Raw genomic sequence first — 14,259 nt, 5'->3', positions numbered from 1 at the left:
TGTTGCGTCCTCACCGGTTGTTGAAACAGCGGGTCTGATCCCGCGCCAGACAACAGGAGAGAGATCATGGGAAGCACGATGGACAAGGCAAAAGGTGTTGCCAACGAAGCTGCCGGCAAGATCAAGCAGGCCACCGGAGAGATGATTGGCAACCCGAGGCTTGAGGTCGAAGGCGCCATGCAGGAAAGCAAGGGCAAGACCCAGAAGGCCGTGGGCGATGCCAAGGACGTGGTGAAGAAGCTCGTCGACAACGCCTGAATGTGACGCGCGAGGGTGGGCGAGACTGCGCGCGTCCATTCCCGCCCGTCACCTCGGTGAGCGTGACCTTCCGGGCAGGTTCAACCGATTTCATCACGGAGGCTGACGACAATGCGGGTTCTGCTGATTGGTTCTGTCCTGTCGCTGACGCTGGTGTTCGGCGGCGCCTTCCTCTCCACATCATGGTTGATGGCGCCGCCTGAAGCGGTTCGCGTGAAAACTGCGGATCGTCTGCCATCTGCCGGTCCGCTCCACGGATCTCGAACGTTCGTCATTCAATTGTCGTCCCTGTCGCGTCATGTGACCTGTGTGTGGCGCGCGCCAGCGGCTGACCGCAAACTGGCAAGCGCATCGCTCTCGAGGTGACCGCAGCACTGACGGCACCTTCAGCCGGCGCCAACCTTCAGCCTCAACATGTGTGCCGCCCCGCCCCTCATCCGGCGGCGTCGCCGTCCCCTTCTCTTGGCTGGGGAGAGGAGAGGGTTGCCGCGCTTTCATGCTTCAGGCAGAGAAGTGCCGGGGGCAGGGAATGGCGAAGGCAGCAAAAGGCGCGGAGGATTTTCCGGTTACGGGAAACCATGAGGAGCGGCGAGCCTGGTTCGAAACACGGCTGAAAGGCCGCAGCCGCGAGGATTGCATTCTGCTCGCTGGGCGGGCGGCGCTCAGGGTTGTGCCCCTGTTGCGATCATTTGTCCCGGCAAGCGAACGAGGGGCATCACCACAAAGTGAAGGGGCGCGTCATCTTTTAGGCGTTCTGAGATGCAATGCTCTTTCACTGGTTGCTTCTCTTGCGCCAACCAGTGAAAGAGAGCGTTTTCGCGCCGCCGCCTCCTTTTCCGCCGCCGCCTCCGCCTACGCCTACGCCTCCGCCGCCGCCTCCGCCTACGCCGCCTACGCCTCCGCCGCCTACGCCTCCGCCGCCTCCGCCTACGCCGCCTACGCCTCCGCCGCCGCCTCCTTTTCCGCCGCCGCCTTTGCTATTGATCTCGCGGCGCTGGACGGGAAGGCCGGGCCGCGTCGCGCGCGCACCCTCTCCACGTTGTGGCCGGACGGCATGCCGTCAGAGATCAGCGCCGAATGGTCCAAGTTCGCGCAAGACCTCCGCGGCATGGGCGATGACTTCGACATCTGGGCCGATTGGTATGGCGGAGGGACATGGAACGGCAAAGCCTTCCCCGGCGTGTTGCAGGGAACGCCGTCGCGCGGTCCCTCGCTCTTTGGCCTCACGCGCAAAAAGGCGCTTGCGGTCTGGCACGACATCGCGCTGATCCCCGATGAATTCTGGAAGGACCCTGCCCGCGTCAATGCCGAGATGAAGCGCATCGTCGCGGCGGCAAGGGAGGAGGAACTCGGCAAGCAAAAGAAGCCGCCACCGGAAGACACGATAATCGAGATACCACCGCAGAAACCGGCGTCGCTCGAGCCGATATGGCAGGACGGTAAGCTCCAGCTGCCGTCTTCTTTGGCACCCGCTGATATCGTTGAGACCAAACTGTCAGACGCACTGGAAGCACTCAAACAGAGTTTGAACGAATTGGCGGATGATGCTGAGTCCGAAGCCAATATTGATCGGCGGGCAATCGCCTATTTGCGCCGCATTGGCGAACGCATCCCAGCCTCACCGCCAACCAATTTAGAGATGCATTCAATCGCGCATAATGAGGCGATGTTGTTTGGCTATGCGTCCAAAGTTTCAGAGGAATGGCCGGACATTCTTGCGGTGCGCTACCATGCGCTGACGTTGCAATTTGACCGAACGATGCGCCAGTTTCCTGACTGGCGATAATTCAAGCGCAATGCTGAAAAAGATCGTCTGACGCCGGAACAGATCGTTGCCGTGCCGGCGCTTCTGAAAGAAGCGGAGGAACAGCTCCGGGACAAAGAAAGTCAAGAATTCATTCACAGTGAAATTCCTGATGCCATCAACGAAATTGCAAAACAAGATTATCAGAAGAAAACACCTTACGATCCGATCGAAGTTGGTGGAAATTTACTTGCGTATGACGCTCTTGAAAGCGTCAACAATGTGTTCAAACGCATCGCGGAAGCGATGCTCGCGGCTGGAAAATGGTCATCGCCGTTTGTGAAGGGCGGGCGTAAAGCGATAAGTGAATATTTTCAGGGGATGGGCAAAGGGGCAGCGGAGTACCTTAAGAAGCAAGGTCCAAAGGATGGAGAGGCATTAGTTAAATGGGGGCGACGCCTTATCGTTACTTGGTTGGTAGCCAGCGCCATTCAGTTCAAATTTCCATTTTTTAAATGGATAGGAACCCTATTTTAGTCTCACCCCACCACCGCGAATTTCCGGCTCCGCTTCGGGTGCCACCATCTGCCCTTCAGCACCACGCCCTCGGCAATGATCTTTTTGTCGCCCGTCATGTGCTCGCCGGTGACATCCTCATAATCAAACTTGCCGTCCTTCACCGAGAGGATCGAGGCATCGCCGAGCGAGCCGACTTTGAGCGAGCCATATTCGGTGCGCTGCAGCGCCAGCCCCGCATTGAGCGTCGAGGCCTTCACCACCTCGTACATGCTCACCCCCATCACTAAAAACTTCGACATGGTGGTCACAAGGTCATAGGCCGGCCCGTTGATGCACAGCGTGTGCACGTCAGACGAGATGGTGTCGGGCATAAAGCCGTTCGCCAGCATGGCGCGCGTGGTCTTAAAGGAAAACGAGCCCTTGCCATGGCCGATGTCAAACAGCACGCCGCGTGCGCGGGCTGCCTTCACCTCAGGCTTGACGGTCCCCTGCGCGGTACACGGCGCGTTGGGGAAGGGGCGGAAGGCGTGCGTGAGGATATCGCCGCCGCGAAGCCGGTTCACCACATGCTCATAGCTTGGCGGCGGATAATCGATATGGGCCATCAGCGGCAGGCCGGTTTCAGCCGCCACCTGCAGCGCGATATCAAGCGCCGCCTCGCCATTCGTGCCTGACGAATGGAGCCCGACGCGCACCTTGATGCCCACAATCAGATCGCGGTTCTCCTCCGCCACCTTCACGCAATCGATGGGGTTGAGATGGAGGATTTCCCGGCTCTCGCCCACCATCACCCGGTGGTCGAAGCCATAGATGCCGGCATGGCTGACATGGAGATAGGCGAGAATGCGTGCCTGCGATGTCTCGATCACATGGCGGCGAAAGCCCATGAAGTTTCCCGGCCCGGCGCTGCCGGTATCGACGCTCGTTGTCACCCCCGAGGAGCGGCAGAATTCATCGGCATCAATACCAAGCGAGGTGCCGCCCCAATAGACATGAGTGTGCATGTCGATGAGGCCGGGCGTCACGATATAGCCGGCCATCGAGCGCGTCTCTTTGGCCGGGCCGAGGGCCTTGCCAAAGCCCGAGACCTTGCCATTGGTGAAGGCCACATCGCCCACGCCGTCGTGCTTCTGGCTGGGGTCGATGACGTGTCCGCCGCTGAGGATAAGGTCGTGCATGGGATGTCCCTTTGTGCTTAAGGCGGTGTTATGGCGCCTTTGCGCTCCACAATCATGCGGTAATGCTCCGGCTCGCGATGGCGGGCGAAATTGAAGGTGGAATTCCTGTAGCTCTGGCCAAGATCAAGATCGCAGCGCGCCACCACCAGCTCATCCTCGCGCGTCACCGCCTGCGCCACGATCTCGCCGGTGGGAGCAATGATACACGAGCCGCCGATCATCTCGCAGCCTTCCTCAAGCCCGCATTTGGCAACGCCCACCACGAAGCTCGCATTCTGGTAGGCGCCGGCCTGCATGACGAGGTGATTGTGGAAATCGCTTAAGCGGTCATGAGCAGGTGCGGGCGGATTATGGACGGGCGTGTTGTAGCCAAGAAGGATCATCTCGACGCCCTGCAATCCCATGACGCGGTAGCTTTCGGGCCAGCGCCGGTCATTGCAGATCATCTGGCCGAAGAGGCCGTCATGAAGACAGCTCGCGCGCACCACCGGCCAGGACAGATTGCCCACTTCGAAATAGCGCTTTTCCAGATGCTGGAACGCGCGCCATGGCTCGTGCTCGGCATGCCCGGGCAGATGGATCTTGCGGTATGTGCTGAGGATGCGGCCATCCTTGCCGACCAGGATCTGCGTGTTGAAGCGTCGTGTGCGGCCATCTTCCTGCGCCAGTTCGGCAAAGCCGAAGGAGAAGGCCAGTTGAAGCTCGCGCGCGCAGGTGAACAGGGGCGCCGTCTCGTTGGACGGCATCTCGCGCTCAAAGAAGCTGTCGATCTCCGCCTCATCCTCCATGAACCAGCGCGGGAAGAACGTCGTGAGACAAAGCTCGGGAAACACCACGAGATCGCAGCCATTGGCTTTGGCAGCTTCCATAAGCGCAATCATGCGCGTCACCACTGCCGCGCGGCTGTCAGCGCGCTGGATGGGCCCCAGCTGGGCAGCGGCGATGGACAGGACCCGGCTCATGTCGCACCCCCCGTCGGCTGTGGTGCCTGATCATTCAGATGGCAGGCCGCGACATGATCAGGGCCCACCTGTCGGGTTGCCGGCTCTTCCACCCGGCAACGCGCAAAGGCCTGCGGGCAGCGGGTGTGGAAACGGCATCCCGATGGCGGCGACATCGGGCTTGGTACATCGCCTGACAGGATGATGCGCCCGTCGCGTTTGTCAGGATCAAGCGAGGGCACGGCGGAAAGAAGCGCCTGCGTATAGGGATGGCGAGGCGCAGCAAACAGAGCCTCGCGCGGGCCCATCTCGACGATGCGCCCGAGATACATGACGGCCACGTGGTGGGTCATGTGCTCGACGATTGCCAGATCATGACTGATGAAGAGAAGCGTCAGGCCAAGCTCACGCTGAAGATCCTGCAGGAGGTTGACGATCTGGGCCTTGACCGAGACGTCGAGGGCCGAGACGGCCTCGTCGCAGATGATAAGGTCGGGGCTCGCGGCAAGCGCGCGCGCAATGCCGATGCGTTGGCGCTGCCCGCCGGAAAACTCGTGAGGAAAACGCCCGGCGGCGTCACGCGGCAAGCCCACCTTTGCAATGATCTCGGCAAGCCGCTTGTCGAGTGTTTGACGGTCCTCAGCGAGTTTGAAATTGCGCAGCGGCTCGGCGATGATATCGCCAACCTTCATGCGCGGATTGAGGCTGGAGAAGGGATCCTGAAATACCACCTGGATGAAGCGCCGCTTCTCCTGCAGCGCGCGGCCCTCCAGCGTGTCGAAGCGCTCGCCATTCAAGATGACATCGCCGCCGGTCAGCGGAAAAAGTTTCAGGATCGCCTTGCCGACGGTTGACTTGCCGCAACCGCTTTCGCCAACCAGCGACAGCGTTTCCCCACGCGCGATGCTGAAGGTGACGTCATCGACCGCGTAGACGACGCGTTTTCTGATGCCGGGAAAGCCGCCGCCAACCGGAAAATATTTCTTGAGATTTTGAACGAGCAGGACCGGTGTCATGCGACCTCTGCTGTCCGCTCGGCATGGTGGCAGGCAACGCCATGGTTGATAGCCTTGATTTCGAAGGCTGGCGCGATCTTGCGGCAGACATCGCTCGCCAGCGCGCATCGCCCGGCATAGATGCAGCCATCAATGCGCGATTTAAGGCTTGGCACGCTGCCGGGGATTTCGGTCAACCGCTCGTTTTTGCCGCGCAGCGAAGCGCCTAGTTTAGGCACCGCGCCCATCAATCCGCGCGTATAGGGATGGCGCGGCTGGCGCAGCAATTCGCGCACCGGGGCTTCTTCCACCTTGCGCCCGGCATACATCACCACCACCCGGTCGGCTACCTGCGCCACCACGCCCAGATCATGGGTGATGAGCAGGATCGCCGCTCCCACCCGGCGCTTGAGGTCCGCCATCAGTTCGAGGATCTGTGCCTGGATGGTGACGTCAAGCGCGGTGGTTGGCTCATCGGCGATGAGAAGCTTGGGGTTGCAGGCAAGAGCAATGGCGATCATCACCCGCTGGCGCATGCCACCTGACAATTGATGCGGGTATTCGCGGATGCGCCGCTCGGGCGCTGGAATGCCGACAAGCTTCAGCATGTCGATGGCGCGGGCTTCTGCTGCCGCGCGGTCGAGACCCTGATGCACGCGCAGCGTCTCGCCGATCTGCCTGCCCACCGTCAGCACCGGATTGAGCGAGGTCATCGGCTCCTGAAACACCATCGAGATGCGATTGCCGCGGATCGCCTGCATCTCATCATCGCCAAGAGCAAGAAGATCGCGGCCCTCGAAGCGGATGGCGCCGGAAAGCTTGCCTGGCGGCGTGGGAATGAGCCGCAGCATCGACATGGCTGTCACCGATTTGCCGCAGCCGCTTTCGCCGACAATTGCCAGGGTTTCTCCCGCCTGAATAGACAGCGAGAGGCCGTCGACTGCCCGGTTGACGCCGTCGCTGGTGGCAAAATGCACCTGCAGATTTTCGACTTCGAGAAGCGCCATCGCTCTAGATACTCTTGGCAAGACGCGGATCGAGCGCATCGCGCATGCCATCGCCTACCAGGTTCACTGCCAGCACCGTCAGTGACAGAAAAACGGCGGGAAAGAAGATCATGAACGGCTTCACCTGCCACAGGGCGCGGCCCTCCGCCATGATATTTCCCCACGAAGGCACGGTCGGCGGCACGCCGGCGCCGATGAAGGAAAGGATCGCCTCGACGATCATGGCGCTGGCGCAGATATAGGTTGCCTGCACGCTCATCGGCGCCAGGGTGTTCGGCAGGATATGGCGCCAGATCAGCATCGGCATCGAGGTGCCGGTGGTGATCGCCGCCTCGACATAGGGTTGCTCGCGCAGGGTCAGAACGACGCCGCGCACCAGGCGCGCCACACGCGGGATTTCCGCCAGCGTGATGGCGATGATGACGTTTTGAATGCTGCCACGTGTCAGCGCCATCAGCGTGATGGCAAGCAGCACGGGCGGTATCGACATCATGCCATCAACGATACGCATGATGATCGCATCCGACCAGCGCACCATGCCTGAGACAAGACCGATCATGAGGCCGGCGAGCGAGGCGAGAAGCGCAACGCAGAAACCGACCGTCAGCGACACGCGCGCCCCGTAAATGACGCGCGCGAAGATATCGCGCCCCAGCATGTCGGTGCCGAACCAGTAATCAGCCGAAGGCGGGCGGGCACGTTTTGCTGGCGCCAGCGCGGTTGGATCGGCGCTGGCAATCAACGGCGCCAACAGGGCGATGAGCAGCATCGCCAGCAGCAATCCGCCGCCCACCGCAATCGTCGGATAGCGGCGCACCAGCGTCCACACGAGCGAGCGGTGTACCCGCTGCGGCAGGATGTCGGGCAGCATTTCGGCGGCGGTAAAGCGTGGGGCAACGTCGCTCAATAGCGGATCCTCGGATCAAGAACGGTATAGATGAGATCGATGGCCAGGTTGATCAGCACGTAAATGAAGGAAAACAGCAGGACGAGCCCCTGAATGACCGGGTAGTCGCGGCGCAGAATCGCATCGATGGTGAGGCGGCCAAGGCCGGGGATAGCAAAAACACTTTCGGTTACCACCGCCCCGCCGATGACCAGCGCGATGCCGATGCCGATGACGGTGACAATCGGCACCGAGGCATTTTTAAGCGCATGCAGAAAAAGGATGGCGCCTTTCCCGAGACCCTTGGCGCGCGCGGTGCGCATATAGTCTTGCTGCAGCACGTCGAGCATGGTGGCGCGCGTGATACGGGCAATCAGTGCAATATAGACAAAGCCAAGCGTGATCGCCGGCAAAACGAGATTGCCAAGCCAGGGGCCGAAGCCTTCCGACAGGGGCGTATAGCCCTGCACCGGAAACCAGTTGAGCTGCAGGGCAAAAATATAGGCAAGCACGTAGCCAACCACGAAACTCGGCACCGAAAACCCGAGGACGGCAAACGTGCTGACCAGACGGTCGATCCACGTGCCGGCTTTCCATGCCGCCAGCACGCCGATGGGAACGGCCACGGTCACTGCAAAAACAAACGTCACCAGCATCAGCGACAGCGTGGGCGCGATGCGCTGGTTGATAAGATAGATGACCGGCTGCCCGGTGAAGATCGACGTGCCGAGATCGCCGTAAAGGATGTTGACCGCCCATTCGGCAAAACGCACCAGAAAGGGGCGGTCGAGCCCCAGTCCGGCACGGATGCGGGCGATATCATCAGGCGTTGCCTGATCCCCGGCGATGATCGCAGCCGGATCGCCGGGGGCAATGTAGAGAAGGCTGAAGACAAACAGCCCGACCACCGCCATGACGGGCAGGGTGGAGACCAGCCGCTTGAGAATGTAGGCAAACATGGTCTCGGCCCTGGCCCTTTCCGGCGATTGCGCGGCGATCAGCTCTTGGTGACGCCCCAGTGGAAGGGGAGCGGCCCCTTGACGATGCCGCTGACATTCTTGCGCCACGCCTGATTGACCAGGAAGAAGCCGGTCGGCGCGAAGATGGCGTTGTCGAGGGCTGCCTTGTTGAGGCGACTGATCGCCGCCTTTTCCTGATCAAGCGATGTCGCCTCAAACCAGTTGGTTACTTCGGTTTCAATCGCCGGCACATCTGGCCAGCCGAACCAGGCTTTTTCGCCGCTGCCCCGGATGGCAGTATAGGGGGCCGGATTGGTGCAATCGGCGCCCGCATGCCAGGTGTGGAACATATTCCATCCGCCTTGACCGGGCGGGGTCTTCTGGGCGCGACGGGCGATCGTCGTGCCCCAATCGGTGGCGACGAAATCGACATTCATGCCGATTTTTTTCAACAGATCGGCGGTCACATCGCCCTGCGCCTTGGTGATCGGGATATCCTGCGCCACGACGCAGGTCACCGGCTCGCCCTTATAGCCTGATTCAGCCAGAAGCTTCTTCGCCGCTTCCAGATTGCGCGGTCCCTTGAGCACCTCGCCCCCTTCCTCGGAATAAAGCTCGGTGCCGGGCGTAAAGAAGCCCGGCAGGCGCTTCCACAGGCTGGTGTCGTCGCCGACGACGGCGCGCATATAGTCTTCCTGATCAAGCGCCATGAGAACGGCGCGCCGCACCTTCACATTATTGAAGGGCGGATGAAGATGGTTCATGCGAAACGAGCCAATATTGCCCAGCGGATCGGCGATATCGACGTTGACATTGGGGTTCTTGCGCAGCAAGGGCACAAGATCAGGCAGCGGCTGCTCGACCCAGTCGACCTCGCCGCTTTGCAGCGCCGCCGCGGCGGTCGCACCATCGGGAATGATAATCCATTCGACGCGGTCGAAATTCATCTTCTTGCCGCCGGCAAGCCAGGATGCCGGTTCCGCACGCGGCACGTAATCAGCAAAGCGCTCGAAGACAGCCTTGGCGCCCGGCACCCATTCGCTGCGGGCGAATTTCATCGGACCTGAGCCGACATATTCGTTGATCTGCTGGAACGGGTCGGTCTTGGCGATCCGCTCCGGCATGATCCACGTGCACGGCGCGTTGTTCTTGCCCAGCGCCAGCAGCATTTTCGGATAAGGCTTCGACAGCACCCAACGGAAGGTGCGGTCATCAACCGCCACCAGCTCTTTCTGGATACCCTTCAGCATCAGCCCCATCGGGTCGCGGGCCGACCAGCGGGTGAGGCTCATCACCACATCCTTGGCAAGCACCGGCGTGCCGTCATGGAATTTGAGATTGGGGCGCAGTTTGAAGGTCCACACCAGCCCGTCGGCGGAAGTCTCTTCGCTTTCCACCATCTGGCGCTGCGGTTTGAGATTGGCATCGACGCCGTAGAGCGTGTCGTAAACGAGTGCTGCGGCGTTGCGCACGACATAGGTGGTGCCCCAGATCGGGTCGAAATTGGCAAGGTTGGCCTGCGGTACGAACCTCAGGACCTTGGCGGCGCCCTGCGCCAGCGCAGGTGCGAAGAGACCGGGTGCTGCTGCGATTGTCCCGCTGCCTGCGGCTGTTTTCAGAAATGTCCGGCGATCCATTGTCATTCCCCTCCCATCGCACCCACGGTGCTTTGACCGCTTATTGTGAGGCGGGCAGCGCCGGCTGGCAAGCACAACAACGTTGCAAGGAGCGCCGCGAATTTAGGCGCACGCCTCTACTATCCGTTGGTATCGCTCGCCAGCCGATCCATGTGGAAATCGCTGTCACCAAGCGTCTTTTCGATCATTGTCAGCCGCTTCATGTAGTGACCGGCCGGGTGTTCCATGGTCATGCCGATGCCGCCATGAAGCTGCACGCACGCTTGCGCGATCAGGCGGGCCGAGCGATTGATCTGGACTTTCGCGGACGATATCGCCGCCGCGCGCGCAATCGCATCCTCATGGCGCGACATCATCGTGGCATAAAGCGCCATCGAGCGCGCCTGTTCAAGCTCGACCACCATGTCGGCCGCCCGATGCTGCAACGCCTGGAAATTGCCAATCACCTGGCCAAACTGCTTGCGTACCTTGAGCTAGTCAACCGTCCCCTTCACCAGGCTGTCCATGGCGCCGACGGCTTCAGCCGCGATCGCCGCGATGGCTTCATCCGCCATGCGCGCAATGGCGGGTCCGGCTTCGCTGCCACAGGCAAGCATCATGTCTTTTGCGACATGAACGTCGGCGAGCATCAGCTCCGCCGCGCTCTGCCCATCTTGTGTGCGGTAGGGACGATGGCTGACGCCCTTGTCATCCGCCTCGACAACAAACAGCCCGATCCCTTGCTGATCCGCCGGCCGGCCCTGAAGACGCGCCGAGACAAGGAAGGTATGTGCGCACCCGCCATGAAGCACGAGCGTTTTCGCGCCATCGAGGCGAAAGCCGGCGCCTTCTTCCCGCGCCGTCGTCCTGACATGGGAGAGATCATACCCTCCTGTCATTTCCCCCAGCGCCGGCGCGATATGGCGTGTACCATCCATCATGCCGGGCAACAGGCGCGCCCGCTGCTCAGGGCTTGCGGCGTGGCGCAGCAGGCTGGCACTCATGACGATGTGGGGGAGATAGGGCTCCAGCGCCAGCGCCCGGCCGATCTCCTCCATGATGATCATGATCTCGACGGGCCCGCCACCGATGCCGCCATCGTCCTCGCTGAAGGGCAGCGCCAGCAGGCCAAGCTCACCATAAGCCTGCCACATGGCGGGGCTGAAGCCCTCCTCGCTCATGGCGTAGGTCTTGCGCTGATTGAAATCATAGCGATCCATCATCAGCCGGCTGACGCTTTCAGTCAGCAGCCGCTGTTCGTCGTTGAGATCGAAATTCATGCGCGCTCACAATCCGAGAATGGCTTTGGCGATGATGTTGCGCTGGATTTCGTTCGAGCCGCCATAGATCGATACCTTGCGCAGATTGAAATAGAGCGGCGCCACCGCATCCGCCCAGTCAGGACCAACCGGCGGTTCGTTGCGCCCGTCCGTGCTTTGCTGCGCTGGCAGGGCGTAGGGGCCAACGATGTCCAGCAGCAATTCGCTGGTGGCCTGCTGAAGTTCCGATCCACGAATTTTCAGGACCGACGAGGCAGGGTTGGGGCGGCCTTTGAATTTCCCGGCGGCCTCATCCGACAAGACCCGCAATTGCGTGATCTCCAGGGCCTTGAGGGCAATTTCCGTTTCGATCAGCCGGTCGCGGAAGCGCGGTCGATCAATTGCCCTGCGCCCATCAGGTCCAGCGATGGCCGCCAGTTCGCGCAGACGGCGCAGGCGCGCCTTCGACGTGCCGACGCGGGCAATCCCCACACGCTCATTCGACAGCAGGAATTTGGCATAATCCCAACCCTTGTTCTCCTCGCCGACCAGATTGCCGACTGGCACCTTGACCTCGTCGAAAAATACCTCGTTGATCTCATGCCCGCCATCGATCGTCTGGATCGGGCGGACCGCAATGCCGGGCGATTTCATATCGATGAGCAGGAAGGAAATGCCCTCCTGCTTCTTCGCGCCCGTGTCGGTGCGGCACAGGCAAAAGATCCAGTCGGCATGTTGCGCGTAAGTCGTCCATGTCTTCTGACCGTTGACGAGGTAATGATCACCCTGCCGCACCGCCCGGGTCGCTACCGCAGCCAGATCAGAGCCGGCGCCGGGCTCGGAAAAGCCCTGGCACCACCATTCATCGAGATTGGCGATGCGCGGCAGATAACGCGCCTTCTGCGCAGCGTTGCCAAAGGTGTAGATGACGGGGCCAACCATCGATACGCCGAAAGGCAGAAGCTCGGGCGCCGGTGCGGCCAGCCCTTCCTCAAGAAAAATATATTGCTTGATCGCACTCCACCCCGTGCCGCCAAGCTCAACCGGCCAGCGTGGTGTTGACCAGCCTTTTTTGTAGAGGATGCGCGTCCACTCGACGATGTCATCCTTCGAGGCGCTGCGCCCTTCGATCAGGTGCCGCCGGATGCGCTCGGGAAGATGATCTTTGATGAAGGCGCGCACCTCCTGGCGGAAATCCTCTTCTTCGGCGGTGAATTGCAGGTCCATGGCTTTATTCCATCCCGTTCGCGGCGTCCTGATCGCGCAGCATCTTGCGCGAGTATTTACCAACAGATGTCTTTGGCAAGTCGCTGCGAAAGACCAGCGCTTGCGGCATTTCATGGCGCCCGAGGCGATCGCTCAGAAACAGACGCAGCTCATCGAGTGAAAACGGTGCTTTTCCCGGATGCAGTACGACAAAGGCCTTTGCTGCTTCGCCGCGATAGGCATCCTTCACGCCGATCACCACCGCCTCGGCAATCGCCGGGTGTTCCAGCAGCGCATTCTCGATCGCGAGCGGGTAGACATTGTAGCCGCTTGACACGATCAGGTCCTTCTTGCGCTCGACGATATAGATGAAGCCGTCCTCATCCATGCGCGCCAGATCGCCGGTGAGAAGCGCATCACCGCGACGCGACGCCTTCGTCTCTGCTGGCCGGCGCCAATAGCTGGTGCATATATTGGGCCCGCTGATACGGATTTCGCCGATGTCGCCAGGCGCCAGCGTGCGCTGGGGCTGATCGGGATCGACGATATCGATCATGATGCCTGGCAGCGGCAGGCCAACGCTTCCCTCCTTGCCCGGCGGCATATTGACCGGAAGATTGGTGCCGGCAGCGCACGTCTCGGTCATGCCCCAGCCACCACGCAACGCATGCCCGGTGAGGGAGCGGATGCGCTCATGCGTTTCAACCGCGAGCGGCGCGCCCCCTGAACTGATGCGCTGAAGGCTTGAAAGATCATGGTTTTCAACGCCGGGGTGATTGGCAATCGCGATCCACATCGTCGGCACGCCAGCAAAGCCGGTGATCCGCTTTCGGCTGATGAGCGTGAGGACTTTTGTGACCTCAAACCGGCGCAGCAGCACCAGTCGTGCCCCGTCGGCAAAGCGGCGCAACAGGATCGACACCAGCGCCATGATATGAAACAGCGGCAGAACGGCGAGCACGACCGCATGCGGCCCTGAATTGATGTCGTTGCTGAACCATGCCTGATAGATGCGGGTGGCTGACGTCAGATTGCCATGTGTGAGCATGGCGGCCTTTGGCTCACCCGTCGTCCCGCCCGTATATTGCAGCACGGCGACGTCGTCGGCTGCGACGGGGGCTGCGACAAGCGTGTCTGCCGTGTTGGCCATGAGATCGCACGCGCACTCGACGTTCGCCGGCCCGACCGACCTTGCGGTTGGCGTGGATTGTTCAGAAAAAGCGATTGCCTCATCACACAAGACCAGTCTCGCGACAGCGCCCTCACCAAGCAGGCGCAACGCCATGTCGGCAAAGGGCGGTTCATCAAGAGCGACGAGAAGGCGTGCTTCGCTGTCACGGCATTTGAACGCCAGTTCGCGGACGGCATCAAGCGGGCTGAGATGCGTCACTCGCGCGCCGGCGAGAAGGACGGCAAAAAAGAATGCCGGATGAAAAGGCGAGTTTGGCAGATAAAGCGCAACCGTATCGCCTGGCCCGATACCCCGCTGCTTCAGGCCATCGGCAAGACGAGCGGCGAGAGCGCCAAGCTGGCGATAGCTGATCTGGTGATCGTTGAAATCGATGGCGATCTGATCGCCATGCCGTTCGACCAATTCGATAAAGAACGCACTGAGCGTCTCGCGCGCCGGCACGAAGTCGGCTGTGATGCCCGGTGGATAAAAGCGCTCCCAGCACGGGGACGCCATGGCA

General features: G+C 61.1%; 13 protein-coding genes and 1 pseudogene. 4 read left to right on the top strand and 10 right to left on the bottom strand.

The features are described 5' to 3' along the window. The first annotated feature begins 66 nt into the window (after nt 1-66). The 4 genes from ACINK1_RS00870 to ACINK1_RS00855 all read left to right on the top strand — a co-directional run bounded on the left by ACINK1_RS00870 (nt 67) and on the right by ACINK1_RS00855 (nt 2,539). Nucleotides 67-258, top strand: a complete 192-nt coding sequence (locus ACINK1_RS00870; RefSeq protein WP_376799841.1) for a CsbD family protein — start codon at nt 67-69, stop codon at nt 256-258. Between the two features lie 111 nt (nt 259-369). Then, nucleotides 370-624, top strand: coding sequence for a hypothetical protein (locus ACINK1_RS00865; RefSeq protein ID WP_376799842.1), 255 nt, complete (start codon nt 370-372; stop codon nt 622-624). 163 nt (nt 625-787) lie between these two features. Further along, complete coding sequence (locus ACINK1_RS00860; protein ID WP_395759930.1) at nt 788-2,044, top strand: hypothetical protein; 1,257 nt, start codon at nt 788-790, stop codon at nt 2,042-2,044. Between the two features lie 51 nt (nt 2,045-2,095). Beyond that, nucleotides 2,096-2,539 (top strand): hypothetical protein, encoded by a 444-nt coding sequence (locus tag ACINK1_RS00855; RefSeq protein ID WP_376799844.1) that lies wholly within the window; start codon nt 2,096-2,098, stop codon nt 2,537-2,539. Nucleotides 2,540-2,541: 2 nt separating this feature from the next. On the opposite strand, the gene ACINK1_RS00850 is transcribed toward ACINK1_RS00855, so the two are convergent. From ACINK1_RS00850 to ACINK1_RS00805, 10 genes and pseudogenes are all read right to left on the bottom strand, one after another. Beyond that, entirely contained in the window at nt 2,542-3,699 is a 1,158-nt protein-coding gene (locus tag ACINK1_RS00850) for an amidohydrolase/deacetylase family metallohydrolase (RefSeq protein WP_376799845.1), read from the bottom strand. 17 nt (nt 3,700-3,716) lie between these two features. Then, nucleotides 3,717-4,661, bottom strand: coding sequence for an N-carbamoyl-D-amino-acid hydrolase (locus tag ACINK1_RS00845; protein WP_376799846.1), 945 nt, complete (start codon nt 4,659-4,661; stop codon nt 3,717-3,719). Further along, entirely contained in the window at nt 4,658-5,656 is a 999-nt protein-coding gene (locus tag ACINK1_RS00840) for an ABC transporter ATP-binding protein (RefSeq protein ID WP_376799847.1), read from the bottom strand. The genes ACINK1_RS00845 and ACINK1_RS00840 overlap by 4 nt, the downstream gene beginning before the upstream one ends. Further along, on the bottom strand, nt 5,653-6,642 hold the full coding sequence (locus ACINK1_RS00835; protein ID WP_376799848.1) for an ABC transporter ATP-binding protein: 990 nt from the start codon (nt 6,640-6,642) through the stop codon (nt 5,653-5,655). The genes ACINK1_RS00840 and ACINK1_RS00835 overlap by 4 nt, the downstream gene beginning before the upstream one ends. Nucleotides 6,643-6,646: 4 nt before the next feature. Next, the gene (locus tag ACINK1_RS00830; protein WP_376799988.1) at nt 6,647-7,513 is read right to left on the bottom strand and encodes an ABC transporter permease; all 867 of its coding nucleotides are present in this window, start codon (nt 7,511-7,513) and stop codon (nt 6,647-6,649) included. 32 nt (nt 7,514-7,545) lie between these two features. Then, nucleotides 7,546-8,487 carry an ABC transporter permease gene (locus ACINK1_RS00825; RefSeq protein ID WP_376799849.1) on the bottom strand — a complete coding sequence of 314 codons (942 nt, stop codon included), beginning with the start codon at nt 8,485-8,487 and terminating at the stop codon, nt 7,546-7,548. A 38-nt stretch (nt 8,488-8,525) separates the two neighbouring features. Beyond that, nucleotides 8,526-10,124 carry an ABC transporter substrate-binding protein gene (locus tag ACINK1_RS00820; protein ID WP_376799850.1) on the bottom strand — a complete coding sequence of 533 codons (1,599 nt, stop codon included), beginning with the start codon at nt 10,122-10,124 and terminating at the stop codon, nt 8,526-8,528. A gap of 119 nt (nt 10,125-10,243) precedes the next feature. Then, nucleotides 10,244-11,383: pseudogene (locus ACINK1_RS00815) on the bottom strand (acyl-CoA dehydrogenase family protein). 6 nt (nt 11,384-11,389) lie between these two features. Next, on the bottom strand, nt 11,390-12,589 hold the full coding sequence (gene pimC, locus ACINK1_RS00810) for a pimeloyl-CoA dehydrogenase large subunit (protein WP_376799852.1): 1,200 nt from the start codon (nt 12,587-12,589) through the stop codon (nt 11,390-11,392). A gap of 4 nt (nt 12,590-12,593) precedes the next feature. After that, nucleotides 12,594-14,255, bottom strand: coding sequence for an AMP-binding protein (locus ACINK1_RS00805; protein WP_376799853.1), 1,662 nt, complete (start codon nt 14,253-14,255; stop codon nt 12,594-12,596). Between the last annotated feature and the right edge of the window lie 4 nt (nt 14,256-14,259).

This window comes from Raskinella chloraquaticus (SeqCode) (assembly GCF_021731865.1).
Classification (GTDB): Bacteria; Pseudomonadota; Alphaproteobacteria; order Rhizobiales; family UBA4765; genus Raskinella; species Raskinella chloraquaticus.
This window is presented reverse-complemented; position numbering and strand designations above follow the sequence as displayed.

What these genes read in the sequence shown, in the direction of transcription:
- ACINK1_RS00850 (WP_376799845.1), bottom strand. Translation starts at nt 3,699, where the DNA reads ATGCACGACCTTATCCTCAGCGGCGGACACGTCATCGACCCCAGCCAG.
- ACINK1_RS00835 (WP_376799848.1), bottom strand. Translation starts at nt 6,642, where the DNA reads ATGGCGCTTCTCGAAGTCGAAAATCTGCAGGTGCATTTTGCCACCAGC.
- ACINK1_RS00865 (WP_376799842.1), top strand. Translation starts at nt 370, where the DNA reads ATGCGGGTTCTGCTGATTGGTTCTGTCCTGTCGCTGACGCTGGTGTTC.
- ACINK1_RS00805 (WP_376799853.1), bottom strand. Translation starts at nt 14,255, where the DNA reads ATGGCGTCCCCGTGCTGGGAGCGCTTTTATCCACCGGGCATCACAGCC.
- ACINK1_RS00820 (WP_376799850.1), bottom strand. Translation starts at nt 10,124, where the DNA reads ATGGATCGCCGGACATTTCTGAAAACAGCCGCAGGCAGCGGGACAATC.
- ACINK1_RS00845 (WP_376799846.1), bottom strand. Translation starts at nt 4,661, where the DNA reads ATGAGCCGGGTCCTGTCCATCGCCGCTGCCCAGCTGGGGCCCATCCAG.
- ACINK1_RS00830 (WP_376799988.1), bottom strand. Translation starts at nt 7,513, where the DNA reads ATGCTGCCCGACATCCTGCCGCAGCGGGTACACCGCTCGCTCGTGTGG.
- ACINK1_RS00825 (WP_376799849.1), bottom strand. Translation starts at nt 8,487, where the DNA reads ATGTTTGCCTACATTCTCAAGCGGCTGGTCTCCACCCTGCCCGTCATG.
- ACINK1_RS00860 (WP_395759930.1), top strand. Translation starts at nt 788, where the DNA reads ATGGCGAAGGCAGCAAAAGGCGCGGAGGATTTTCCGGTTACGGGAAAC.
- ACINK1_RS00840 (WP_376799847.1), bottom strand. Translation starts at nt 5,656, where the DNA reads ATGACACCGGTCCTGCTCGTTCAAAATCTCAAGAAATATTTTCCGGTT.
- ACINK1_RS00870 (WP_376799841.1), top strand. Translation starts at nt 67, where the DNA reads ATGGGAAGCACGATGGACAAGGCAAAAGGTGTTGCCAACGAAGCTGCC.
- pimC (WP_376799852.1), bottom strand. Translation starts at nt 12,589, where the DNA reads ATGGACCTGCAATTCACCGCCGAAGAAGAGGATTTCCGCCAGGAGGTG.